Annotated in this window: 13 protein-coding genes and 2 pseudogenes; 8 read left to right on the top strand and 7 right to left on the bottom strand. The window is 36.1% G+C overall.

Annotated features, from left to right (window positions below):
• The first annotated feature begins 5 nt into the window (after positions 1-5).
• The 3 genes and pseudogenes from ACFZP3_RS07990 to ACFZP3_RS08000 form a co-directional block, all read left to right on the top strand.
• Positions 6-3491 (top strand): cytoplasmic incompatibility factor CifB, encoded by a 3486-nt coding sequence (locus ACFZP3_RS07990; RefSeq protein ID WP_386086889.1) that lies wholly within the window; start codon positions 6-8, stop codon positions 3489-3491.
• 850 nt (positions 3492-4341) lie between these two features.
• The gene (locus ACFZP3_RS07995; protein WP_265016526.1) at positions 4342-7392 is read left to right on the top strand and encodes a hypothetical protein; all 3051 of its coding nucleotides are present in this window, start codon (positions 4342-4344) and stop codon (positions 7390-7392) included.
• 23 nt (positions 7393-7415) lie between these two features.
• Positions 7416-8118: pseudogene (locus ACFZP3_RS08000) on the top strand (transposase); the annotation flags it as partial.
• Between the two features lie 228 nt (positions 8119-8346).
• On the opposite strand, the pseudogene ACFZP3_RS08005 reads toward ACFZP3_RS08000, so the two are convergent.
• The 3 genes and pseudogenes from ACFZP3_RS08005 to ACFZP3_RS08015 form a co-directional block, all read right to left on the bottom strand.
• Positions 8347-9362: pseudogene (locus ACFZP3_RS08005) on the bottom strand (IS110 family transposase).
• Between the two features lie 304 nt (positions 9363-9666).
• Positions 9667-9906, bottom strand: coding sequence for a hypothetical protein (locus tag ACFZP3_RS08010; RefSeq protein WP_353273122.1), 240 nt, complete (start codon positions 9904-9906; stop codon positions 9667-9669).
• A 19-nt stretch (positions 9907-9925) separates the two neighbouring features.
• Positions 9926-12751 (bottom strand): WPE palindromic element domain-containing protein, encoded by a 2826-nt coding sequence (locus ACFZP3_RS08015; protein ID WP_386086888.1) that lies wholly within the window; start codon positions 12749-12751, stop codon positions 9926-9928.
• Positions 12752-12858: 107 nt separating this feature from the next.
• On the opposite strand from ACFZP3_RS08015, the gene ACFZP3_RS08020 reads away from it, so the two are divergent.
• The 5 genes from ACFZP3_RS08020 (at position 12859) to ACFZP3_RS08040 (ending at position 21301) form a co-directional block, all read left to right on the top strand.
• Positions 12859-15981, top strand: a complete 3123-nt coding sequence (locus ACFZP3_RS08020; protein WP_386086887.1) for an AIR synthase-related protein — start codon at positions 12859-12861, stop codon at positions 15979-15981.
• Positions 15982-16184: 203 nt separating this feature from the next.
• A complete protein-coding gene (locus tag ACFZP3_RS08025; RefSeq protein ID WP_253309619.1) occupies positions 16185-16697 on the top strand; it encodes a hypothetical protein in 513 nt (170 codons plus the stop codon).
• 298 nt (positions 16698-16995) lie between these two features.
• Positions 16996-19791 (top strand): excinuclease ABC subunit UvrA, encoded by a 2796-nt coding sequence (gene uvrA / locus ACFZP3_RS08030; RefSeq protein WP_253309618.1) that lies wholly within the window; start codon positions 16996-16998, stop codon positions 19789-19791.
• 54 nt (positions 19792-19845) lie between these two features.
• Entirely contained in the window at positions 19846-20448 is a 603-nt protein-coding gene (locus ACFZP3_RS08035; RefSeq protein ID WP_253309617.1) for a hypothetical protein, read from the top strand.
• A 121-nt stretch (positions 20449-20569) separates the two neighbouring features.
• Positions 20570-21301: a ComF family protein gene (locus tag ACFZP3_RS08040; protein ID WP_386086886.1), complete on the top strand. Its 732-nt coding sequence runs from the start codon at positions 20570-20572 to the stop codon at positions 21299-21301.
• Between the two features lie 206 nt (positions 21302-21507).
• Here ACFZP3_RS08040 and ACFZP3_RS08045 read toward each other — a convergent pair whose 3' ends face one another.
• The 4 genes from ACFZP3_RS08045 to dnaK form a co-directional block, all read right to left on the bottom strand.
• Complete coding sequence (locus ACFZP3_RS08045; protein ID WP_386086885.1) at positions 21508-23076, bottom strand: UDP-N-acetylmuramoyl-L-alanyl-D-glutamate--2,6-diaminopimelate ligase; 1569 nt, start codon at positions 23074-23076, stop codon at positions 21508-21510.
• Positions 23051-24292: a cystathionine beta-lyase gene (gene metC, locus ACFZP3_RS08050; protein WP_386086884.1), complete on the bottom strand. Its 1242-nt coding sequence runs from the start codon at positions 24290-24292 to the stop codon at positions 23051-23053. Before metC ends, ACFZP3_RS08045 begins: the two co-directional genes overlap by 26 nt.
• Before the next feature lie 7 nt (positions 24293-24299).
• Positions 24300-24584: a BolA family protein gene (locus tag ACFZP3_RS08055; protein ID WP_253309613.1), complete on the bottom strand. Its 285-nt coding sequence runs from the start codon at positions 24582-24584 to the stop codon at positions 24300-24302.
• Positions 24585-24672: 88 nt separating this feature from the next.
• A complete protein-coding gene (dnaK, locus tag ACFZP3_RS08060; RefSeq protein ID WP_264731144.1) occupies positions 24673-26595 on the bottom strand; it encodes a molecular chaperone DnaK in 1923 nt (640 codons plus the stop codon).
• Positions 26596-26634 lie beyond the last annotated feature (39 nt).

Here is a 26634-nt window from a genome sequence, read left to right on the forward strand (position 1 = left end):
ATTATATGAATAATGGTGATGGATTTATCAGAAGTTTGGTCAATAAAAATCTTGAAGGTTTTAGACGAGAGTTTGAATCCTTTTTAGATCAATGTCCATCTTTCTTGTATCACGTGGGTACGGGTCGTTTCCTTCCTGTATTCTTTTTCAGTATGTTTGCTACTGCACATGACGCAGGTATTTTAGCTCCAGATGAGAGAGTCTATATTCGTTTTGATAATCATGGTATTGATACAGATGGTAGGAATAGAAGTACAGGAAACCTGAAGGTTGCAGTTTTAACTAATAAATCCCTTGGTAAAAAGCGAGTTGTCAGGTGTTACAGCATCTCTGATGTCCCTAATAGTGATGGGTTAAGATTTAGTGAAAGGGAGAAAAATTCTCTAGTGCAAGAGATTGGACGGGAAAATCGGGATTTAAGGGAAGAAGGCCTAAGTTTTGAGCAATACAAAGTGTGTACGCATGGGAAAGGCAAGAGCCAGGGAGAGAAAGGAGCAGTAGTATTTGAAGAGATTCGCGAAAAAGATTCTCGAGGTGGAGATAGATTTGCCAAATATTCAGCATCTGAAATCAATCTTATTAGAGTGCTCTTAGAAAATCACGAATTAACAATTAAGGAAATAGAAGGGATGGACCTCAATCAAAATCAGCATGGACAGCTTGATGAGTTGGTCAATTTTGTGCAAATTGCACCAGGTCAACAAAGAATTGATAACTTTGCAGAAATGTTAAGAAGTGGAGTTGTACGAACTTTACGAGACAATAGCACAGTAATTTTTAGATATATAACTCGAATCTATCGTAATTACGCAGGCACATTAGAAAATGATATTCAAGATCGCAATCAAAAGTTTGAGAGTCATGGGTTTTTATTAGGTTTTTTAGCGAATTTTAGTCATCTTTGCACAATAGATATTGACCTTAACTTATCTCTTGTAAATTCGTACGTTGCTTTTCTTGTACACCATCAAGCAGAGAGAGAAAACATTCCTATCGTTATTAATATTGGATGGAGAACATTGTTTGCATTGGAACACGCTAGAGGTGACGCTCAAAGATTACATGCTTCTTCATTTATATCTATTCATACTGAATCAAGACATGCTGTCTGTGTTGGATTAAATTTTAATTCACATCTAACCCCTTTTAGGGTTGGCATAGCAGAGCGTCAACAGAATAGGTTTCCTTTAGTACAAAGATTATTTGAGTGTGTAGAAGATGAAGGCATTAGAGAAAATGTTAGAGATTTCTTGCTTCAACATTTTCCTATCGAAATACCAAGAAATGCAGAAAATCATGACAGAATACTTGATTATATAATTGGTTTTGCTTTTGGGAATAGTGCTGTTACAAGAGAATATTTAGAGCTAAGAGAGGGAGAAGATCAAGTACGTCTAAAAAAGTACATATTTAGATATAATAATGAGGATTTAAGAAGACATGCTTTAACTATGGTTTTCCATGCTCAAGGTTTTCCTATAGTTATCCTTGATATTAGAAATCCCCATGATATACGATCAGTAAAAGCCATCTCTCTACCACCAGGTTATGATGGTGCTGTGAATAGAGTTACATACATACTTAATAATCAATATGGACTAAATGTTCTATTAGATAGATTTAATTCGCCTGATAGTTACCTACGTAGGAGTAGATATACTTCTTATGATGGTAATCTTATAGGAGTCCCTAATGCTGAAAATGTACATAATACTTTGAATCAAGTTATGAATGATGGGTGGCAAGGTATAGCTCAGCATAGAGAATTATTGAGAGCTATTTCTAGAGTGTTAGTTCCAGATAATATGAATGGTAATGCAATAATAGATGTAAGTAACAATGACAAATTTCGTTCTATACTGCACGGTATATTTTATGTTTGTAACAATCCTGATAAAGTGGTTACTGAATACAGGGTAGGTCAAACGTATAGTCCTGATATAAGAATGGCAGGAGAAGTAAGTACAAGAGCTGCAGAGCATAGATTAGATCTTCTATTATTAAGACAACCTACAGAGAATGATTCAGATACTCACCCAATTGGATATGTATTAGGGTTTGCTGATAATGAAGAAGAAGTAGAACAGGAGCAAGACGAAGCAAGGTACAGAATAACAGAATTGATGAGCAAACAAAGAGGATATTTGCCTATTACTTCTGGAAATGAGGTGGTTTTGTTTCCTATTGTGTTTAATAGAGGTGCAAATGAAGCAGGTAATCTTATACTTTTCCCAGAAGGAATAGGAAGAGAAGAGTATGTACATAGATTTGATCGTCGTAGTCGCAGCTTAAGACCAGGAAGAATTGTAAGGCCAGTAGCACTTAATAGTATTTTACCCCTAATAAATACATATATTCAAAATAATCCAAATGGTGCTTTCGGTCAGCTGAGGGATGTACATGATATACTTACACTAGATTTTGCAACAGATAATTGTAATTATCATTATTGGCTTCAAGATGAGGATATACGTTACGCTGCAAGGGCACAACGATATAATCTGCCACATGATGAAGGTAATATATTGTTTAACGTAATAAGAGAACAAGATATACATGATCAGTTGCAAGGTTATATTAACTATAGAGGAGTGCAAGTTGGTGAAATATTAATATCAAATTTGATCATCAATACAGGTCGTAGTCATTGGGTTACATTAGTTATTGTCTACCAAAATGGAAATTATTATGGATATTATGCTAATTCACTTGGTGGTAATGTTCCAGATCAGCTGAATACTCTTAGGATAAATAATGTTCCTGTTCCTGTCCATAATGTTTTAGCTGATCAAGAAGGTAATTTGTTAGTACAACAAGAAGATGGTTATAATTGTGGCATATGGGTATTAGAAAATGCCAGAAGTATTAATCAAATTTTACAACAGAATAATAATCTTGGAGAACAAGGTCGAGGCGTGTTGGGTGAAATACGTAATTCTCTTACGTTAAATGTTCCAGGTCTGAATAATATAGTTGATCAAAATAATCTTAGAAATGAACAGTACTTTCAAAACCTGAGAAGAGAAATCTCAAGAGAATTTCGAAACACTGGTACTAATGCTGGACACGATCGTGACAATAATCCACAGATTAGAGGTGCTATACGACTTCAAAATCAAAATGAAATCCGTGAACTACTATTAAACTTTTTAGAGCTCCAATATCCAGCGCATAGGATATGGCAACAGCAACCACCAGGGGGAGGGGGAGGAATGCCTATACTTAGTATTGGTGATTCTGATAATAGGGAATTATTAAAAGAACTAGAACAACCAAAAAATGATAAGATGGAAGCAAGGCAAGAAGCTGAGGAAAGAAAATGTGAAGGAATAAAGCAGAATAAGAATCTAATATTGAATGCAAGCGATGCAAATAAAACTGTAAATGATGCGAGATTATCTGGAATAAAAAGCTTTGAGAGTCAAGGGGTTTCAACTATGTTAAGTGATGCAAATGTCTCTGGTGTAAGTACTCGACTGGGTAGATATTGATTGTGGAAAGTGTTTAACAAAACATAAGCTTCAAGTTAAGGACATGCTGAACTGTAAAATTATATGGTCACGAAGGATAATAGTGTGGATTATGAGTGTAAACAACCAATATTATTAGCCAATAGGGTAAGAAAGAATAGCCTATAATTGCAGGCTTAGCTGGTTTAACGTGTTATCCAGTTCTTTTCGAGTAACATTGATTGGTGTAAAAATTTGCCTATATTATTAAATTCAATAATGAAAGAGTATTTGCAAAGGAAATTGGAATCTATAGAAATCCGATTTATGTTTTTTCAAGCTAAAGTTAACCTTGTAAAGGTTATGTGGTTTATCGACAAAAAAGATTTTATCCTATTTTACCGTGAGTTCACCCTTATGCTTCTTTGGTATTTTTGAGTAGAGATTAATATTAACTTAGTGTTATATATTGCTAACAATTTAATTGTATAACTATTTTCAGCAACCAAAGCCAATAAGCGTGAGAAGTGTTTGTCTTGGGATGGCATGGTCTACCGCTTGTTCTGTGCGAACTTTTCTATATAATAATTTTACTATATCGCAAAACCAGCTATATTAGCCTACTTTAACTAAATTTATATATGAACTAATTTGCTTAACTTTGTTGCAACAGTTTTACTTTTCTATTTTCACAACCCTATTTTTACGCGGCTTGTTCTCACAGATATATGTACCTTTTTGTGGTTCTGAGAAAGGTTAAAGAAGTAAACAAACAAATTTATTGTAGTGCTAGAGATAGTAGTATTTACTTGCAAATTTTGACAAGAGTTGCTAAGCTTTTATCTAACTTAAACAAAAATTAAATTGTTCATTAGAAAATAGTGAGGAAAAGATGAGATTACATCAAAAAGAGAAAATTTCTGGGACTGCAGAGGAAATATACAACACTTACTTACTATTATATAAACTAAATGAGATTAAAGTTGATAGTGGAAAATCACTGCAAGATATAATTGTTGAAGCAATTACTCAAGGTAAAACACAAGCAGAGTTTAAAGTAAAAGGTAATTCATATAAAGTTAACATTATCAAAAAAGGTGGTAGCTATGAGCTTGGAATTTTAGGTGAGCATACTAAACCAGAAGCTAAAGATATACTGAAATATACTGACGAAGAGATAATAGCTCTATGGGCCGATAGTAAAGTGTCTTTCGAAAAAGATCCAAATAATAATAGGGCATTTGCTGTTGGTTTACATGATCAATCAAGATTGCAAGATTTAAAAGTCGGTGGGCTAGGTAAAAAAGTTCCATTTGCTTTGCGTTTTGCCAATTTTTACAAAGTCATAGAGGTTTTAAAGGATGAAGGGACACCATTAGAAGAAAGACTAAGAATAGCAAATAATATAGCAACTGGTTCAGGAAAAACAGGGGATATAGCGCTCTTAAAATTCTGGGCTTATCTTACAAATATTCCTTGCGTTACTGCAGTTCCAAGCGACAATTTGAGAAATCAATCAAATAATTTTGATAGAGCATTTTTACCTGATGAAGTTGCACAAGAATTTGCTGAACCTTTTTCTGAAACAAATGCTGAATATGCAACTTCAACTTTTACTGAAGCGTTTAATACGCAATGGAATTTGCTTAATGATAAATATGGTAAAAATAAAAGCAAACCAGCATTGATTCTTATCGATGAAGCTCCAAAATTGAAAGAAAATGCTGTGCAAATGGCTCGTGCAGTTGAAGTATCTCGTGGTAACCCGACTGCTTTTTTCAGTGCTACACCAGATAAATTTCTCAGTGAAGAATTTAAAATAAAACAACAGATCTTGCTTTCTCCAAAGGAAAGAGAAGCACTTGGTATTGGAAAATTGCCTGTGGTGTACTACCATAAAATGAAATTTAAAAACTTGGAAGAGATGGTAAGTGCTAAAGGTCGAGGCAAAAGCACATATGAGTTGCGATTTGTAAATCCAGAAATAGCATATACAGAAAAAAGTGAAAATACCCATACAAGACTCAATCAATATAAAGATGCAGTAGCGAAATTTATAAGTGAGATAACAAAGCAGAACGGTGATCTTAGTAAGCTATCACAGCCATTTTTAGATTTCATTAGCAAATCATTAGACAGTCAAGCTTATAAGAAAGGTTTAATCGGCACTGAAGAAAGGTGGGCAGAAAACGTGAAAAATTATATCACTGAGGGAAGAAAAGATGATGCTCAAGAAAGAAGAAAAAAGCGCATAGAATCTTTTGTTAAAGTAATTAAAGATCTGAATATTGGGTTAACAGAAAACAATATAAGATGCCTGGTAGAGGAAAACTTAAATGTTGAAATTGGTAGCAAATTACTTCCTTCCATTAAACTACATAACATACTTGATACTTTGGATGAATATAAAAAGAGTGGCAGAGCAGTTAATAAGGATGAAATAAGTAAATTTATTGATGAAAAATATGAAATTACTGATTCTTCTTCTCTAGAGTTCAATTCTGAACTCACAGATGCTATATTGAAATTACATAAGCTTCAAAGTGATCAAGGTCACAAAAAAAGTACGGAACGTAACTATCCTGGAGATAAAAAACTACATGAGCATATTTTTAACGAATTTCCTAAAATTAAAAAATTTTGTGAGCAGGATGCAGTTATCTGTTGCTTTAATGGAAGTGTGAAGCGTTTCAAAAGTAATGGAGAGCAAATCTATCAGTATATTGATGATATGGATAAAAAGAATATACTTAGTATAATTAAGGCTGGCTTTGTGCCAAACACTATTTCTAAAGAGCTGGCATTAGGAATTGATGCTCCAAGACTCAGCAGAGCTGCAGCTATAGTAAAAGACAAAACCGAAATGCTAGATCCAATGTTTTTACTTCAGCTTATGGGAAGAGTTGGAAGAGATGCAAAAAGTAAAGGATCATGTTATTTTGATATGTTTACATCTGATGAAAGCTGCTTAAAGGTTGATGAAATAACTACGCTATCAGGAGCAAACCTCATTACAAAGCTTGAGGAGGGGCATGAAAATTATATTCGAGATGGAGAAGGTAATATTAAAACGTGTTCTGCTTTGTTGGAGTGGGATATAAAGCAAATTATCGTACTCTATGATTTGAATCCTCATCTTCAGAAAGAACAAAGTCTTCGAAACGCAGTTGCAAAAAGAATAAAGAGCGAGTTGAGTAATCTAAGCATTCAATATCGTTATGATAAAAAAGCTGTTATAAGCGTTTTTACCGGTGTTTTAAAACGAAGTACATCTAATTTGGAAAGAACTTTCAATACACAAAAAGTAAACCTAGAAAATGTAAGGAGATTAGGGGCTTGTGTAGATTATGCAGAAAGCATCCCATTAAATGATGCAGCACTCAAGGAGTTAGAAGAGTCAATAAAAGGGCTTAAAGGTGTAGTCAAGCAATTGGAGCAAGTGAGCACAAACGCACTAGAATACTCGGACGACATGTCACTAGCAGATTGGGCACGCTATATAGTTCATACAAAACCTATGAGCCACGAAGATTTACTTAAAGCCGATCCCAATTCTAGAGCTCCAATTTTCATGGAACAAAAAGAAAGATCACAAAGAAGATGTGCCTCTGTACATAATGCAAGTGAAAGTATAGGAACACCTAGTACTGCAAGTAAATCCTTTCAGCAAGTCAGCACAAAAAAGAAAATTATGTATGGTGTGATGATAGCTTCTCCATTTATAGCAGTGGGAATTTACGCTTTAGTTGTAGGTGCAGCAGTTTTCGATCCTGTGGTAGCTGCTGGCATATTTGTTGGAGCTGTGGTAACTGCTGCTATACTATTTGGAGCAGTAAAAATTTATGAAAAGAAAGCAGAAAATCCAGATATGGAAGTAGGAACTGCTGTTAAGCAGGGAGTGTTAAATAAACTGTGTCAAACCGAAAAAAAAGTAATAAATTGATATAAAAAAATGGAGGTTTGACAATGAGTCAGAAAGTAGTAAACAGAACTACCGGTTTGGTAGATTATAAAGAATTAGAAACAAATATCCTGTCGTCTATACGAGAAGGAAGACCGTTGACAGGAAGAGATGGAGCATTAACACCGTTTATAAAAAAGTTGCTGGAGGTAAGCCTGGAAGGTGAAATAGAAAACCACTTGTCGGCTGAAAGCGAAGAGAATAATCGAAGAAATGGGAGGAATGCAAAGACTTTACGTACAAGCGCAGGGTCATTTGAGCTTTTGACGCCAAGAGATAGGGAAGGAAGTTTCGAACCACAAATAGTCAAAAAAAGGCAAACAAACTTACATCCAGAGCTTGAAACGAAGATTTTGAGCACATTTGCCAGTGGTATGGGCTATAGAGATATAGTGTCACATGTTGAGGAAATTTATGATCACAAAATATCGGTGGCAGAGATATCAAGTATTACTGACAAATTGCTACCAGTAATCAACGAATGGCGTAGTCGCCCGCTGCAGTCTGTATATCCGATAGTTTTCATGGTTTTTTAAAGTCAAAGAGGACGGGCATTGCGTAAGTAAATGCATGTATAACATATTAGGCATAGATCAAAATGGCAAAAAAGAAGTATTAGGTTTTTATTTGGCTGAAAGTGAAGGAGCTAACTTCTGGTTGGGAGTGCTAAATGACCTCAAAGAAAGAGGAGATACCGTCTTGTTAGTCAACAAAAAAATTATAAAAATTTCCCAAGTTGCATCATAAAATCAAAAAATACTTCCAATTGTGTAACAGTACACAGATTATAGTTAGTGGATATGTTGATAAGTAAATTAGTTTTATACGCACAAAACAGATGAAGTTTACTTATCAACATATCCACTAACCAACAACATTCAATAAATTTGTGTAAGATACCACTTTACATAAGATAGATAGGAAGCATTTTTGATTTTAAAGTACTAAACCTTCAGTCAACCTCCTAGCCCTGTAGTTTTTGATATGGTTAGGATCAAAAGCACTTTTGGATGTCAGAATACCGAAAATGATATGGAGTAGCTTACGCATTGCAGCACCAACGATGGCCATATTATGCTTACCCTTTTCCTTTAATCTTTGGCAAAAGCTCATAATGATAGGATTGTGATTCTTAGCTACTATGGCAGGAAAGAAAAGTGCCTTACGTAATGTTTGTGAACCGGATTTACTTAATCTGGGTTTGGCATATACAGAGGAACCTGACGTCATATTTCGTGGTATAACTCCTGTATATGCTGCCAATTGCCTGGCATCTCTAAAAACCTCTATATCAGAAACTTCAGCTAAAATAGCTATTGCTGATTCTTCTCCTATGCCTGGAATAGTCAATAGAAGTTGAAAATTTTCCAACAATTCTTTGTGTTGATTTAATAGTTCACGTACGGAGTTTTTTATTGTTTCTATTTTTTGAGCTATATTCATTGCAAGGTCTTCCCAAGCATTTGCAACTTCTTTAGGCAGTCTCTCTTTTTTTTCTAAGTGGTTATTTACTAATGTTAACTCATCTTTTAACGCAACTGAGCAACGATAAAGATGTTTTAATTTTTTCATTTCAGGAGAAGGTGGTGTCCAACTAGAAGGTTCCTGTCTTTGGCAATAATCAGCAATAACTTCTGCATCGGTCTGATCATTCTTTTGTCGTATCAGCTTACTCCTTGCATAAGATTTTATGCAATAAGGATTTACAACACTTACAAAATGTCCAGCATTGTGTAGAAATTCAGCCAGTGCTTCGCTATAACAACCAGTAGATTCCATGCAGGTTTTTACTTTTTCTACATTATGTTTGTGTAGAAAATTCAGTAGACTTTGAAACCATCGTTCTTAAAGCTTCTTTTTCTAGTTTCACGCTTTCCTTTTTTGCTTATAAATGAGAGAAAAACATCAAAGCGATCTTTTGATATATCTATGCCCAAAAAGTTGTTGATCATATATAACCCCATACGTTACCATTAAAAATGAAAAGTAAGGCTAGTCTTGTGAATACAGAATTAGAACCATTCAGGTCTTTCTACGATACCTTCCAGCCTATACTTTTGAGAAGGGAATTCTTATCTCCTCTACAGATTTTATATCTAAGAAGAAGCACAGAGTTCCTCCCTTCTCCACCTAATGCTTAAGCTTAAAACATTAGATGCTTTTGACAAGATACAAGAAGGGGCTACTCGGATAACAAGAAAGAGGCTACTCGGATGACACCCTGACAACCGTCATCCCGCTTCTTGTTAGCGGGATCTATGTTAAGAGATACCGCGAATGAATCGCGGTATGACGTAGGACTGCTGTCATCCCAGTGCCCAGACACTGGGATCCAGTTTTCCATATAATCTCATCGAAAATGTTGTAACCACTTTCTATGCTAGTTTGCTTGCTTACAAGCAAACTTTTCTGGATCCCAGTGTCGGGGCACTGGGATGACAGGAGAAGGAGGCTACTTGCATGACACCATTCTTTTTCCTGAATCCAAGTAGTCAAGCTACTCGGATGACACCATTTACAACCACTCCCCTACCCTTTCTAGCTGTTTATAGCTATTAAATCTCAGGAATTTATCAAAATATGGAGAGGCAATAAAGGGTGTGGAATTACTTAAATAATTAGATAAAAAACCAGGCAGATCATTTTTTAATTCTTGCATTTTGTATCTATAATTTTGTATAGAAATAACTTTTATTTTATCATAATCAAGTTTCCAATAAGCAAGTTCTGAAACTTCTCTTTTTGTTATATGTTCTACCGCTAAGGCTTGCAAAATTAACTGTGGAAAAAACCCCGACATCACTTCTTCGTTGGAAGGTGGTGAACCAAGTTTATAGTCTATAATTGCTACTTGCCCACTTGGTAGATACTCAACTCTATCACATCTTGCTGTCAGTAAAATTTCTTGTGGGATCAGATCTCTATTTGTCATCCAAGCAGTTTCATACTGGGATACATCATCACAAGAAATATAGATTCCAGCGTCACGCGCTGGAATATGAAATATCGGACAGGTAAAACTCTTTTCCAACTCAACATAATTGCTTCGAGTTTCATCAAATTCGACAAAAGATTGAATTATCCTTTGCAGTCTTACCCACCACATATTTGAAAAATTAAACTGACTAGTCGAGAATGCTTTTCGTGCAATGCTCATTGGCGACTTTTTGTTGCGTAAATATCTTGCAAGAATGTTGTGCACCATAGTGCCAAATTCCAATATCGATGGCTTAAAATTCAAGTCTCTTAATTGTTTAAGGCCCAGTATATATTCAACGTAAAATGAATAAGGATTACGAATTAGCTTTTCTATTGCACTGCAAGACATCACCTGCATTTTTTCTTTTCTAACTTCGGTTTGAGGTTTTGGCATAGGCTGAGTACATGGAACAGTACATTCAGGCGTATTTAATATCCTCAGCCAATCGCGATACGGCTGTTTCCCCTCCTTGAGCAGAATTTCCAAACGCTGCAATAGAATTGGTTTTCTATGGCTTAGCGATCTTGTAATATAAACCTTACTTGCACAAAACAAATTGTGTAAAGTATAAAAAAAATACCCCTGCTCTTCTTGCGCAGAAGGAAGGTTAAATTTTTCTCTCGTAAGTGCATTCAAAAGCGGACTTTGAAAGCTTGGCGCTTCATTAAATCCAGCGAGTATTACAACTTTGTTGTGATATAAGCTGAATTTATTCAAGTCATTTGCTACAGAGAAAAACTCTTTCTCTAAAAATAAGGTCAGAATTTGGCTATATAACTCTAAGGAGCACTTAATTTCTATACCCTCACATGCATTCAAGAAATTACAGGTGAAACTACCTATTTCACTATTTAGCTCTGAAAAATTTATACCAGATAGCACATTAATACACTGCAAATGAGTTGCCACCACATCAGAAATAGGGCAATTTATAGAGTTAAGTAAAAGATTAAGTATAGCCTCTAACCTATTGATAATAAGCAATATATCCTCTTTATGTTTTAGCTTTTTATAGGTATTAATAGCATCTATAATATCTTTAAGGCCATTTGTACTAAAGTTGCGTAATATCTCTATTTCAAATTCAGATAAAATCCGAGTGTACTCTTCTTGAGTGTAACCAAAAGTCACTAGCCTATGTTTAAGGAGCGAAAGTAATGACACACTGCTCCAATTTGAGGTCAAAACTTCGATACTATAAAGTAGGAGTGTTATATAAGGATAATTTTCCGGTATGGCACTGTGTTGCCTTGATAAACATGCTATACGAGCTGCAAGTAATTTATCAAAGACAACCAAAGAAACGTTTTCATAACCTTCATTCTCTATAATTAATGATGTCACTTGTGCTTCTTCCTCTCTGGAATCACAAGTGATGACTTCAATATTGCCAATATGTCCATTACTAACTTTGCTTAGATCGGCAGTTGTATCAAAAATGTAATCTAGATATTCCTCAGGACTTCCTGTTATCCCAGCCCTTTCTTCTGTCATCCCAGTGCTTGACACTGGGATCCAGTTTTCATTATACAGCCACCTGGTGCGCTCATTTAAAGTTAAGTTTTCTGGATCCCAGTGTCTGGGCACTGGAGAACACGCTTCTGGCAGAAAACTCACATCTCTTCTATCTACATTTAAATAATCGAGTAGATCTTTCAGGCAATATTGATAATGTTTTTTATCAAGTGATTGCCAATCTTTCTCTTTAATTTTCAAATTCAGATTAGGAAAAATTATTTTTCCAAACGGCAGGTCATATATAGCCTTAATTAACGACTTATCCTTTCCAATTCCAACAAAGATTATATGTTGGTCTTTTTGTAAAGAGATTATCATATTGTTTATGTAATCACTCTTATGTTCTAATATATCTACTACTCCTAAATCTTTTAAAATTTTATTCCAACTCTCAATGAGTAAGCTTATGAAATTCTCTATTTTTTTTGAATGTTCATCGAATTGATAACAATCCGTTGTTTGGGTAGATTGAATTTTATCAAGCAATGATGGCAGGCTATAAGCTAAATCAATGGGGAAATTATCATTATTTTTTCTATTCCACTCCAATATGAATTGAATGAGTAGCAGCGTCCTCTTTGTTGGATTGATAACTTTAACTCTATCAAGATTTAATATTAAATCCTCTTCATCAATGTTTTCCAGTGAAACTATCTCTGGCAAAATTATGCATTTTTTAGCGTTATAATTCTTGAACGCACTCAGCAGCGCTATTACATCCCTTTTGCAGGGAAGTATGATCTTTATCTCGGGAATTTTTTCTCTTTCATATTCAGAAAATATGTGCTGAACCAATACATTGAAAAAGGACTCATCCACATTAACGGTAAAAACTCTTCCCACTAACAGTAACAATTAATACAATATTTTATTATATAGAAATCACTCAAAATATAAATGTGCTCGCAGTTTCTTATGCTATGATATATTAAAGTCTTTCACAATATTACATGGCAAACATCAGAATAGAAGTTTTAAATAAATGTGAACAAGTTGGCCGCAGAAGGGTAGTTAATGTTTACTTGATTTACATAAGCAAAGAATTACCATCAAAATTACATGAAGAAATTTGTGGGCTATTTTATAATAAAGTCATACAAGACTGCCGTTATTATTCCTACAATGAAAACCTTCAATATGACTTCATAGAACCACAAGCAAAGTGGGGCTTGGAAATAAGCTTTTTACCTGGCATGACTGACAATATGGGCAACACAGCGAAACAAATTGTTAGAGAGTATTTAATTAGCAAGGGCCACATTGATGAAGGCGTTCATATCAAAGCAAGAAGTTCAAAGCTGATTTTGGGTAAAGGAAGCATGCCAACCGAAGATGATATAAAGCAAGAATTCAACCCTATCACTGAATATTGCACACTTATCTGTAAGAACTATAGCTGGAAATATTATGGTAAATCGAATACAACACCTGGTGTCATCCCAGTGCCCCGACACTGGGATCCAGAAAATTTCAAGCAATTGTATAATGCAAACTGGATTCCAGTGTCAAGCACTGGAATGACAGAAGGTAGGGTTGGGATGACAGAGGATAGTACTAAGTCTGTTGACCTCAATGTGAGTGACCAAGAGCTTGAAAAAATCAGCAGAGATGGAATCGATGGTAATGGCACTTTAGGGCTCTCGCTGGCAGCAATGAAAGCTATAAAGGATTACTTTAAAAAACTCGGTAGAAATCCATATGATATTGAACTTGAGTCTCTGGCACAGACTTGGTCTGAACATTGTAAACACAATATTTTTTGCTCCCCTATTGATGAAATAAAAGACGGTCTATATGCTCATTATATTAAGCGTGCAACGCGTGAGATAAATTCTGACATATGCGTGTCAGTTTTCTCCGACAACGCAGGAGGAATAATTTTTGATGACGATTACTTGATTGTCGATAAAGTTGAAACTCACAATAGCCCTTCAGCTCTTGATCCATTTGGTGGAGCAATGACCGGAGTGCTTGGAGTTAATCGTGATATAGTGGGTTTCGGGAAAGGCGCGGAGCCTATAATGAATACCTATTACTTTTGCTTTGCCAAAGAAGCAAAAGGCAAATTTTATAGGGACAAGGAGCGCACTGATGAGATCTTACCGCCAAAATATATAATGAAAGAAGTGATTCATGGCGTTAATGTTGCTGGTAACTGTTCTGGCATTCCAACGCAACTTGGATCGGTATATTTTGACGATAGATTTTGTGGCAAGCCATTAGTCTTTGTTGGAAGTGTCGGAATTATTCCACGCAATATAAATAATGCACCTTCACACATTAAAGGACCAAAAAATGGCGATAAAATCGTAATTATTGGTGGAAGAGTTGGAAGAGATGGAATTCACGGTGCAACGTTTTCTTCAGAGGCTTTGTCGGGAAACAGCCCTTCAACGATTGTGCAAATTGGTGACCCCATAACACAAAAAAAACTATCCAATGCCGTCATAAAAGCAAGAGATCTTGGTCTTTATAATGCAATAACGGATAATGGAGCAGGCGGTCTATCATCGTCTATTGGTGAAATGGGAAAAGACGGATTTGAAGTTGATTTGAGCAAGGTTCTCCTTAAAAACGATGGTATGGCTCCGTGGGAAATATGGATATCAGAATCACAAGAGAGAATGACTTTAGCAGTGCCAGAAGAAAATTTTCCTGCGTTTAAGCAAATCATGAAAAAACATGATGTGGAGGTTTGTGTGATTGGAGAGTTTAATGAGAGTGGTAAAGCTGTTGTTAAATGTCCTGAAGGGACAGTAATAATGGATATGGAAACTGAATTTTTGCATGACGGTAATCCCAAAGTGCATTTACAAACAAAGCCATGTTCTAAGGAGCCTGCTGTCATTCCGGAACCCTCTCCTGTCATCCCAACACTCTTCCCTGTCATCCCAGTGCTTGACACTGGGATCCAGCAGGCTGAGCCTGCAAACATTTTATGCAAAAACCCATCCAACGGTGGAATTGAATGTGAAATGGATTCCAGTGTCAAGCACTGGAATGACACCTTTGCATTAAAAAAAATGCTAAGCAGACCAAACATATGCAGCAAAGAGTTCATAGTGGTGCAATATGACCATGAGGTTCAGGGGTCGTCAATACTGAAACCACTGCAAGGCAAGGGAAGAGTATGCAGTGAAGCTGTTGTCTCGAGGCCAGTCCTTTCTTCAAACAAAGGTGTTGTAAAATCGCAGGGATTTGGCTCAAGTTATGGAGAAATTGACACTTATCACATGGCAGCATGTGCGATTGACACTGCAATACGCAACTACGTAGCTGCAGGAGGAAATATAAATCATCTAGCGTTGCTCGACAATTTTTGCTGGTGCGATGCTTATAATCCAGAAAGGCTATGGCAGCTAAAGAGAGCTGCAGAGGCTTGTTACGACTTTGCAACTGCATTTAAAACGCCATTCATATCCGGAAAAGACAGTATGTTCAATGACTTCAAGGGATATGACGAAAATGGCGAGAAAGTGATGATATCTGCACCACCTTCATTACTCATTTCAGCAATTGGAGTTATAGAAAATATTGAAAATGCGGTATCGCTTGATGTGAAAATTCCAGGGGACTTGATATATGTGCTTGGTACAACCCACGATGAGCTTGGTAGATCTGAATATCAGTTATATAGTGGAATAGATAATAACAACGTGCCAAAAGTTGATGCAAAGAGCGCTAGGAAGTTGTATGAGCGTTACAACCAGGCAATAAAAGATGGCATAATTGCCTCTGCAATTGCACCAAACTTAGGCGGCTTAATTATTGCTCTGGCAAAATCGCTAATTGCAGGAGACCTTGGTGCTGAAATCGATCTTTCACTAGTACCAATAGGAAAAACACAAAATACAGACATAATAAACAAGATAATAATGTTTTCTGAATCGCAAAGTAGAATTTTGGTTACTATTGCACCACAAAATCAGCAGAGGTTTGAAGCGTTGTTTGAAGATGCGGCTTATTCATGTATTGGCAAAGTAACAGAGAAAAAGGTGCTAAACATAAAGGATGTTTTAAAAGTAAATCTGAAAGATTTGGGAAATAGTTATTATATAGCTAAAGTAACTTAGGTTTACAGACGATTTGATAAACGACAAACTCGTCATCCCGCTGCTTGTTAGCGGCCGCGGCGGTATGACGTAGGAAAACCTTTCTTGGGTAGCTATAGCATGTCAGTTTAAAATGTTTTTTTTCCATTAGGTTAAATAACTCTTTCACTATGTGCAATATTTACTTAAAATAAATGTATGTCATTGAATTTGGGTAGGTAGTTATGTCTATTTTACTGACACTCTTATTTATCAGTCTTTCTTTACTCAACGCTTCAAATAAATTGATGATATGTGCTGCTTTATTTATAGGAGCTGCTTTAGTTGTAAATTCAATGGTTGAATTTTATGGCAAAGAAAAAGCTACGTATAGCTTAATAGTGTGTACAGCGCTATGCTGTATTTTAAAATGGCAAAGTTTTAGTTTGATGATATTGACTTCATATGCTGCAATTTTAGTATCTCTTCTCTCGAGCATAATTGTTTTTGAAAAATTGAAGTCCAAGTTGAATTTTCATATGGCAAATTTCATTACTTTAATTATGGCATCAGTAATTGATAGTGCCGTTGTATGTGTTGGATTACTATACAAATTTTCTGCAGGTAAATGCTTAGCAATATATATTAGAGATTTAATTTTTAAGTTTTCTTATGCGTCAGTATTAAGCATCTGCTTGTTTGTAGGAATGTATTTATTTTGCTTGGCAAACAAGAAGTATTTTAAGATTTCCACATAACCTGTTTTCTGATATAGCTAAACTGACTTTGGGTCCTGGGGATGTATTTGGTGCGTAACAACAGTTTAGAATTTATAGGTAGTAGATTTGCCCTAAGACTCTAACACAAGTTGTACAGCCCTACGTCATACCGCCCGGTATCTCAGCATAGATTCCGCTAACAAGTAGCGGAATGACGATTTACCAAACGCTGCCTAATTTTCCGTAACAGTTGAAAAAATCAATAGAAAATCAACATATCACTGTAAATTCATGTATTTTAAGGCTATAATGGTTAAAATACGTTATATAGTATAATATGGACGATTTTATAAGAGTTAAGGGTGCAAGGGAACATAATCTGCAAGGTATAGATGTCAATATACCGAAAAATAAGCTAGTTGTTATAACTGGGCTAAGTGGTTCTGGTAAATCTAGTCTCGCATTTGATACGATTTATGCAGAAGGCCAACGCCGATACGTTGAAAGCCTATCAGCTTACGCGCGTCAATTTCTCAACATTCAGGATAAACCAGATGTTGAGTCGATTACAGGTCTTTCCCCTGCAATATCTATCAACCAGAAATCGATCTCAAAAAATCCAAGGTCAACAGTTGGAACTGTTACCGAAATTTACGATTACTTGCGCTTAGTATATGCACGAATAGGGGTTCCTTATTCACCTGCAACTGGATTACCGATAACAAAGCAAACTGTATCTCAAATTGTAGATACTATAATTGCGTTACCTTTAGAAACTAAAATATATATACTTGCCCCTGTTGTGCGTGGTAGAAAGGGAGAACATCTCAAAGAGATATTGGAAATTAAAAGACAAGGTTACGTAAGGTTCAAAATAGATGGTGAAGTGTACAATGTAGATGACTTGCCTAAACTTGATAAGAACAAGAAACACGACATTTTTGTGGTTGCAGATAGAATATCAATATTGGGCGATATAGGAAATCGACTGCCAAGTAGTATAGAATCCGCACTAAAACTTGGTAATGGTCTAATGTATGTAGAAGTAGTAAACCTACCTGACAACCATAATTCCGAGTATAAAAATGGTCAAATTCTGACTTTTTCAGAGAATTTTGCATGCCCCGAGTCTGGTTTCACTCTTGAGGAAATAGAACCAAGATTATTTTCTTTTAACAGCCCTTACGGTGCATGTGGTTCGTGTAATGGGCTTGGTAAAAAGCTGGCTGTTGATGTAAAGCTGATAGTGCCAGATGAAACTCTTTCAATATCTGAGGGTGCTTTAAAGCCAGTAGGACCAATGTTCCGTCAAGTGCACACAAGTTATGGATTTCTAAAAAGTGCAATTCTATCACTGGCTGAAAATTGTAAATTTAGCCTTGATGTTCCGTGGAAGAACATAGATCAAGAAGTAAAAGATATGATACTCTTTGGCTCTAATAAATTTCAAGGTTTGATCAGTATCTTGGAGAACCAGATGGATTATGATGAAACGCTTGTTGAGCGATACTGCTCTGTTATTCATTGTAAGGAATGTACTGGCCATAGATTGAGAAAAGAAGCACTCACAGTGAAAATTGATAGCAGACATATAGGTGAAATATCAGGGCTCAGCATCGATAAATCCCTTAAGTGGTTTGAAAATTTGCCAGACAAGCTCACAGAACAACAGAAGCAAATCTCAAGTAAAATATTAAATGAAATAATCAAGAGGCTAGCATTTCTAAAGAATGTAGGGTTGAATTACCTAACGCTCGATCGAGAATCTAGCACTCTCTCTGGCGGTGAGAGTCAGAGGATCAGACTTGCTTCGCAAATTGGCTCTGGTTTAACAGGAGTGCTGTATGTGCTTGATGAACCCTCGATAGGCCTTCATCAATGCGATAATGATCGGTTAATTGCTACACTGAAAGACTTGAGAGACATGGGTAACACTGTAATCGTTGTTGAGCATGATGAAGATACAATAATGGCTGCTGATTATGCGATTGATATTGGTCCTGGAGCTGGCGTAAATGGTGGAAAAGTTATTGCAGAAGGAACACCAGACCAGGTGCAAAGAAATTCAGGGAGCATAACAGGGCAATATTTGAGTGGAGAGAAAAAAATTTTAATTCCAAGGAGAAGAAAGCAAGCAACTCAGTTCATAAAAGTAATAAATGCATGTGAAAATAACTTAAAAAATGTGAACGTTAAATTTCCTATAGGGAATCTTATTTGTGTTACTGGAATATCAGGAGGGGGAAAATCAAGTTTAGTCATAGAAACGTTATATAAATATTCAGCACATAAGATATATCATTCGTCTGCACGGTATGGTCGGTGTGATAGAATAGAAGGCCTTGAATATATAGATAAAGTTATAGAAGTTGATCAGTCGCCAATTGGTAGAACTCCTGCGTCAAATCCAGCAACATATGTCGGTATGTTTACTCATATAAGAAATTGGTTTGCAGGTCTTTCGGAGTCAAAAGCAAGGGGATATAATATAGGCCGGTTTTCATTTAATACCAGAGGGGGAAGGTGTGAGGCTTGTAAAGGTGATGGGCACTTAAAGATAGAGATGCATTTTCTACCGGACGTTTATGTGAAGTGTGAGCAGTGTAAAGGGCGAAGGTATAATCGTGAAACATTGGAAGTTACTTATAAAGGAAAATCAATCTCTGATGTGCTTGATATGACGATAGATCAGGCTTGTGATTTTTTTGAAAACCTTCCAATGGTAAAAGAAAAGTTGGTTTCTTTGCAGGAAGTGGGGCTTGGCTATATAAAACTCGGACAGTCGTCAACAACGTTGTCTGGGGGTGAAGCACAACGAATAAAGCTGTCCAAAGAGCTATCAAAACGATTTACCGGAAGAACATTATATATTCTTGATGAGCCAACAACTGGATTACACTTTGAAGATATAAATAACTTACTAAAAATACTCCATAGATTAGTCGATCTGGGAAACACTGTTATAGTTATCGAGCACAATTTGCACGTTATAAAAACTGCAGATTATATAATAGACATCGGACCAGAGGGCGGAATAAAAGGCGGAGAAGTGATTGCCACTGGAACTCCAGAAGAAGTGGTAAAAATTCCAGAAAGTGTTACAGGCAGGTATCTTAAAACGTATTTATTATAAACTATTTCTTAATTATATTAGGCTAGGTTGCATATTTATGATTTGGAGAGGGTAATGTCAATATATCAATATTTTAAAAGGTATGCTAAACATGGAATTGTACCTGCTAAGAGAGCAGAAGATTGCACACTAGTTCCAGAAAATAGTTTCTATAAGTCCGTACATTACGTTGATAATGTGCTAGGACCTGTGAAAGATGTAATTTGTGGAGTTGAGAGTAAAGACAATTATAACAAGTATTATAAAAACAATGATAAATGTGAATACGTGGGTTACAGGGCAGAGGAAGTGTTTCCACTTTGTGAACGGGGTGCTTTTCTAGTAGCTAGCATAATATTGCAACCTTTATGTTTGATACTAGCATATTTGTCATACTTCCCAATTAAGTTATTATCAAAAATAACAGGGGACTATTGTTTAAAAGCAAGTACAAAGTCATTAGTTGATCATTCAAATGCATTTTTAAGTGCTGGGCAAGATTGTGCTAGTGCAGTAGCTGAAGTATTTAACAAGATTGTAAGTTATGCTTGCGCTGCTATCATTTGGGCTGCCGCGTCAATGATAACGCCACTTGTGTGGGCTTGCAACAAAGTGCAAAGTAAGTTAAGTGAAATACAGGAGCCAGAAAAACATCAGCTTTTATCTAATAAGTTATAAGTTCTGCTTTTTCAGCAGTGGCTCAGTTTGAATTACATTGAAATGAAATAAAAAGTGAAAGAGTGTAAGCACAAGTTACTTTAGCTATACTATATAAATTTTATAATATATTTAATGAATTGTGAACCTTCTCTTACTAAAAAAAGCTACAAATCTTATATTTCCGAACGTATGCGTAAGTTGCGAATATATCATTGATGAAAATCTTAATCTATGTAGTGAATGCAACAAAAAAATCAATTTTCTAACTAAGCATTACTGCAATGTTTGTGGCGTAGTAATCTCAGACAATATTCATACGTGTGGTAAGTGCATCATCAATCCTCCACCGTTTAAAGTATTAAGATCAGTTTTTGCTTATGATCAACATAGTAAAAACATGATTATAAATTTCAAATTTTTTGATAATTTGAATTACGTAAAAATCTATGCAAAGTGGATACACCAAGCTAATCAGAATACGTTTCAGAACGCAGAGGTCATAATTCCTATACCGTTACATAAAATGCGCTTGTTTAAACGTAAATATAATCAAGCAGCATTGCTTGCAAAAGAGTTGAGTAAGTTGTCCAATTTATCCTATACGCCATTTGCAATAAAACGTCTTCGCCATACTGCGCCTCAAGCTGGTCTTTCACTTAAACAGCGTGAAAAAAATTTGAAAAAGGCTTTTAGCATAACCAACAAGAAAATTATCGAAAATAAAATCGTGATATTAGTTGATGATGTGGTAACAACCGGAGCAACTGTAAGATCTTGCTCTCAAGAAATTTTAAACTCCGGTGCAAGAGAAGTGAGAGTGCTATCACTTGCAAGAACGGTGAATGATTGGACCTCTTGCATAAAAAATTAGCAGTCAGTGTCATCCAAGTAGCTTGACTACTTGGATCTATTTTTTTCTAGATTCCAGTGCCAGCGTTACGCACATAGCTGTACGAACATTGTCTACCAGGAGGATGTCATCCCAGTGTCAAGCACTGGGATGACATCACTTTTGCTTCAATATTCGCACATTAGCCACGTCCCTGAACAGATACGGAGGTAAGCCCATTGTGAAAATCAGTATGTTAAGGCATGATTTTTAATAACCTCAACATCACTGAACTCAAAAGTTTGGCTTCCTACAATTTGGAATTTCTCATGTCCTTTTCCTGCAACTAGCAGAATCATACCCTCGTTATAGGCAATATCTACTCCTTTCTCTATAGCTTCTCTTCTATCTTCTATCTCTAGCGCATTAGGGCAATGTAGTAAAATACCACGACGAATTTCTGCAGGATTCCCATCACGCGGATTGTCATCCGTGATTATCACTTTGTCTGCATATATTTGTGCTACTTTACCCATTTCTGCGCGTTTTGTTTGATCACGATTGCCACCACAACCAAAAACTAGAATTATTTTTTTATTGAAGTGCCATTTTAAAGACAATAGGGCTTGTTTAAGCGCACTTGGAGTATGAGCGTAATCCACAAATGCAAAAGGTTTCACTTTTTCCATTCTTCCTGGTGGAGAAACGAGTTTTTCTACGCATATTTCTCTGTAATTCAGTCCAGACGAGGTAACTATACCCATTGCACACAACAGATTATATGCTTGAAATTGCCCCAGAACCGGAAAAAACGTATCATAAATTTCACCACCAATTTTTATTGTAATGTGTTGACCATTAGGGGTTGGTGTTTGCTCCAATAAAGTAATATCAGAGCCTGTTTTTCCATAGGTGATAATTTTGTTGCTGCGTTTTTCAGCTATCTTAAGCAACGCGTAGTATTCATCTATATCCGCATTTAAAATCGCTGTTTTTCCTTCTGGTAATACCTCGTAAAATAACCTTTTTTTAGTTTCTAAATATTCACCAAGATTTTTATGGTAATCTAAATGATCTTGCGAGAAATTAGTAAAAGCTGCAGCACTCAACTTTAATCCATGGATTCTATATTGATCAATCCCATGACTTGATGCTTCTAACACTAAGTGTTCTACATTTATACCACGCAATGTTGCGTAAAGGTCATCTGCATCTGGAGTGGTAAGACTGTTGCTATTACCTTTTCTACCATTATTGATGCATGTTCCAAGTGTTCCAATAGACGCAGCATTATAGCCAGAGTTTTGCCAGATCTGGCGGCAAAATTCTACTACTGAAGTTTTACCATTCGTACCCGTTACAGCAGCAACATATTTGGGCTGTTTGAATTGATAAAACCTGCTGACTATTTCGCTGTATATTTCTTGAGGATTTGGGTGTTCAAGCACTGCAAAGCTCGAAGTATCTGTCATTCCAGTGCGTGACACTGGAATCCAGTTTTTATTATACAATTGCCTAGTGTGCTCATTTGCAATTAAATTTTCTGGATCCAAGTAGTCAAGCACTGGGATGACATCTTTTTTGGTTCCTTGTATGACAACGTCTACACAGTCGTGTGCGTGATACTGGGATTCAGTAGGAAAAATCTGGATACATGCTGGTTTTCTAGATTCCAGCGTCACGCGCTGGAATGACACCGCAGACACACAAACGAAAAGATAACCTTCCTTGACTCTCTTGGGATTACATGTAACGCCCTTGATTTCAACGTCAAAGTTAACATCAACAATATCATGCAGTAATTCTCTCAGTTTCATGTCCTACTTCATCGTTTTGAAAGTCTAAACATGGTAACCTTTTTAGTGCGTCATTAAGGTCAAAGATTAAATCTTCAGGATCTTCCAGTCCACAAAATATTCGCACGAAACTTCCACCACAATCTGAATTCATTACAGATCTTGACATAGATCTACGATCTACTGGTAATATCAAACTGTCGCACCCTCCCCAAGAAGCACCAATACTAAAAATTTTCATATGATCAACCATGCAGCTTAGTTCTTCACATGAATATTCTCTATCCAGTGCTATACTGAATGTGCCGCTTGCTCCTTTGAAGTAACTTTTCCATAATTCGTGTTGAGGATGGGAGGGAAGTGCTGGATATAAAACCTTTCTAACTTTTTGCTGTGCTTCTAGCCACTTTGCCACTTCCATTGCTGTATTTTGGTGCCTTTTCATACGTGTGTGCAGTGTTCTTAGTCCCCTGTGTGCAAGGTAGCAGTCGTGCGATTGAATGGTTACTCCATAATTTTTATAGCTCTCATAAAGCAATTTAAAAATTTCACCTTCAGCAATAATAGCTCCCATAACTAAATCTGAGTGACCGGCTAGATACTTTGTCACTGAATATAGTGCAACATCAATTCCATAATCAAGCGGCTTAAATAACAAAGGAGTGGCCCATGAATTGTCGCAAACGGTTACGATTCCATGTTCTTTAGCAACTTTTACTATATGCTCTATATTCGAAATCTCAAACATTATAGAACCAGGAGTCTCGATCATTATCAATGAAGTATTACTCTGAATTAAATCAGTTATATCCTGCGTTGGATAATAAAAAGTTACTTCTGTTCCTCTTTTTGGTAGCTCATTTTCTGCAAACCTCCTAAGCCTATAATAACTATTATCTTGAATTAAAACGTGCGAGCCTGCTTTAGTGAAAGTCAAAATAGCAAAAGTAAGTGCAAATAGTCCGGAAGGATAAATAAGCGCTTGTCCACTCCCTTCAATTTCAGCCAGTGCATTTGAAAGATAATGGACAGTAGGAGTACCAACATTACTGTAGCTATAATCCCTTGCAACACCATCGTTGATTACATCGTATATACTTTCTCCATTTGCTGCATTTAAGTAGTCCTTGTAAGTAGGAAATAATATGGTAGAAGAATGATAAACTGGCGGGTTCATAGAACCTTTATAGTCATTAAATTTTCTTCCTGCTTTAACTAATATAGACTCTTCCTTCACATTTTTATTATTTATTTTTTAAATTGTACTCGTTTTGCGTATACAAGTGAAGAGAAATTGCATGTATTAGCTCTATCTCACCCTTCAATAACTCATAAATCAACTTATGTCTTTTTAGAATACTCATTCCAATAAAGCCGTCAGATATTAATATTAATTTAATGTGCGAAGGTAATGTTGAAGATGAAGCAAAATAATGATCAGCATGCTTTGCTGATTCATCGACAATGTTGATATCAATTACATCTATCGAATCGCGTATCTTTTCTTCTATTGTTTTAATAATATCCATAATGGTTTCTTTAAGCAACAACATGCTCCTCTTGTCATCCAAGTAGCTGACACTGGGATGACAGGAAAAGTGATATAACAATACACCCTTATTTATTCTCTTCCTTATTATCTATGTCTTGATAATCAGAATCTACTACTTTTTCTTCTTTATCATTTGGATTCCCTTCTGATGAAAAGCCATTTCCAGCACTATTTTGTTGTGAGGCATTATACATAGCTTCTCCAAGTTTCATAGATAATTGAGAAAGATTAGTAACTTTCTGCTGGATTGAATCAGCGTCATCAATGTTATCAGATTTACTAACTTCTTTTAATTCGTTAACTGCATTTTCAATAGCAGATTTATCTTCTGGTGAAACTTTATCACCATACTCTGTCAGAGACTTTTCTGTAGAATGAACTAAACTATCCGCTTGATTCTTCACTTCAATAAACTTTTTGCGCTTTTCATCTTCTTGCGCTTTTTCTTCAGCTTCTTTTACCATGCGATTTATTTCATCATCAGATAGACCACCTGAAGATTGAATGCGTATTTTTTGCTCTTTTCCAGTAGCTTTATCTTTTGCAGAAACGTGTGCTATTCCATTTGCATCTATGTCAAATGTTACTTCGATCTGAGGAACTCCACGAGGAGCAGGAGGTATCCCTTCCAAACTAAACTGACCAAGTAGCTTGTTATCAACCGCCAATTTTCTTTCACCTTGATGTACCTTAATTGTAACGGCTGTTTGGTTATCTTCTGCAGTTGAAAACACCTGAGATTTTTTAGTAGGAATAGTAGTATTACGTTCAATAAGTGGAGTGAATACTCCTCCTAGAGTCTCAATACCAAGAGAAAGTGGAGTCACGTCAAGTAGTAACACATCTCTTACATCACCTTGAATGATTCCCGCCTGTATTGCAGCTCCAATTGCTACAACTTCATCAGGATTTACTCCTCTATGTGGATCTTTGCCAAAGAATTCTTTAACTTTCTCTATGACTTTTGGCATACGAGTCATGCCACCAACGAGAACCACTTCGCCAATTTGACTAGCAGACAAACCAGCATCCTCAAGAGCTTTTTTACAAGGAGCCATAGTTCTTTCGATTAAACCATTCACTAAGCTTTCAAGTTTTGCTCTCGTTAATTTCATATTTAAGTGTTTTGGACCACTTGCATCAGCTGTAATAAACGGTAGATTTATTTCCGTTTCCATTGCACTTGATAATTCAATTTTCGCTTTTTCAGCAGCTTCTTTGATTCTTTGCATAGCCATTGGATCATTTTTCAAATCAATGCCATTACTTTTCTTGAATTCATCTAGTAAATAACTCACTATTGCGTTATCAAAGTCTTCACCTCCAAGATGAGTGTCACCATTTGTAGCCTTTACTTCAAAAACCCCTTCACCTATTTCAAGTATTGAGACATCAAATGTACCACCACCAAGGTCATATACCACTATTGTGTGCCCATGTTTCTTATCAAGACCATAAGCAAGCGCTGCAGCAGTCGGTTCATTTACTATTCTGAGCACATTTAATCCGGCGATTTTTCCTGCATCTTTTGTTGCTTGACGTTGAGAGTCGTTGAAGTATGCTGGCACTGTTATCACAGCATCTTTTACTTCCTCTCCAAGATAAGCTTCTGCTGCTTCTTTCATGTTTTGTAGTATGAATGCACCAATTTGACTAGGAGAGTATTCTTTATTATCAGTGGTTTTAACCCATGCGTCACCATTTTTTGCTGCAAACACTTTATACGGCACGTTTAGATTTTTCATTTCAGAATCACCGTATTGACGGCCTATTAATCTCTTAGTAGCAAAAAAAGTATTACTTGCATTGGTGGTTGCTTGTCTTTTTGCAGGAGCGCCAATCAACCTTTCTCCTGACGAAGTAAATGCAACTATAGATGGAGTAGTTCTTGCCCCTTCTTTATTTTCTATTACCTTTGTATCCTTGCCCTGCATTATTGCAACACAAGAATTTGTTGTTCCGAGATCTATGCCTATTGCTCTTCCCATAATGAGTACCCCATTGTAAATATTATCTGATATAAGAAT

The organism is Wolbachia endosymbiont (group A) of Norellia spinipes, from assembly GCF_964273535.1.

What these genes read in the sequence shown, in the direction of transcription:
- ACFZP3_RS07990 (WP_386086889.1), top strand. Translation starts at nt 6, where the DNA reads ATGAATAATGGTGATGGATTTATCAGAAGTTTGGTCAATAAAAATCTT.
- ACFZP3_RS07995 (WP_265016526.1), top strand. Translation starts at nt 4,342, where the DNA reads ATGAGATTACATCAAAAAGAGAAAATTTCTGGGACTGCAGAGGAAATA.
- ACFZP3_RS08020 (WP_386086887.1), top strand. Translation starts at nt 12,859, where the DNA reads ATGGCAAACATCAGAATAGAAGTTTTAAATAAATGTGAACAAGTTGGC.
- ACFZP3_RS08025 (WP_253309619.1), top strand. Translation starts at nt 16,185, where the DNA reads ATGTCTATTTTACTGACACTCTTATTTATCAGTCTTTCTTTACTCAAC.
- uvrA (WP_253309618.1), top strand. Translation starts at nt 16,996, where the DNA reads ATGGACGATTTTATAAGAGTTAAGGGTGCAAGGGAACATAATCTGCAA.
- ACFZP3_RS08035 (WP_253309617.1), top strand. Translation starts at nt 19,846, where the DNA reads ATGTCAATATATCAATATTTTAAAAGGTATGCTAAACATGGAATTGTA.
- ACFZP3_RS08045 (WP_386086885.1), bottom strand. Translation starts at nt 23,076, where the DNA reads ATGAAACTGAGAGAATTACTGCATGATATTGTTGATGTTAACTTTGAC.
- ACFZP3_RS08055 (WP_253309613.1), bottom strand. Translation starts at nt 24,584, where the DNA reads ATGGATATTATTAAAACAATAGAAGAAAAGATACGCGATTCGATAGAT.
- dnaK (WP_264731144.1), bottom strand. Translation starts at nt 26,595, where the DNA reads ATGGGAAGAGCAATAGGCATAGATCTCGGAACAACAAATTCTTGTGTT.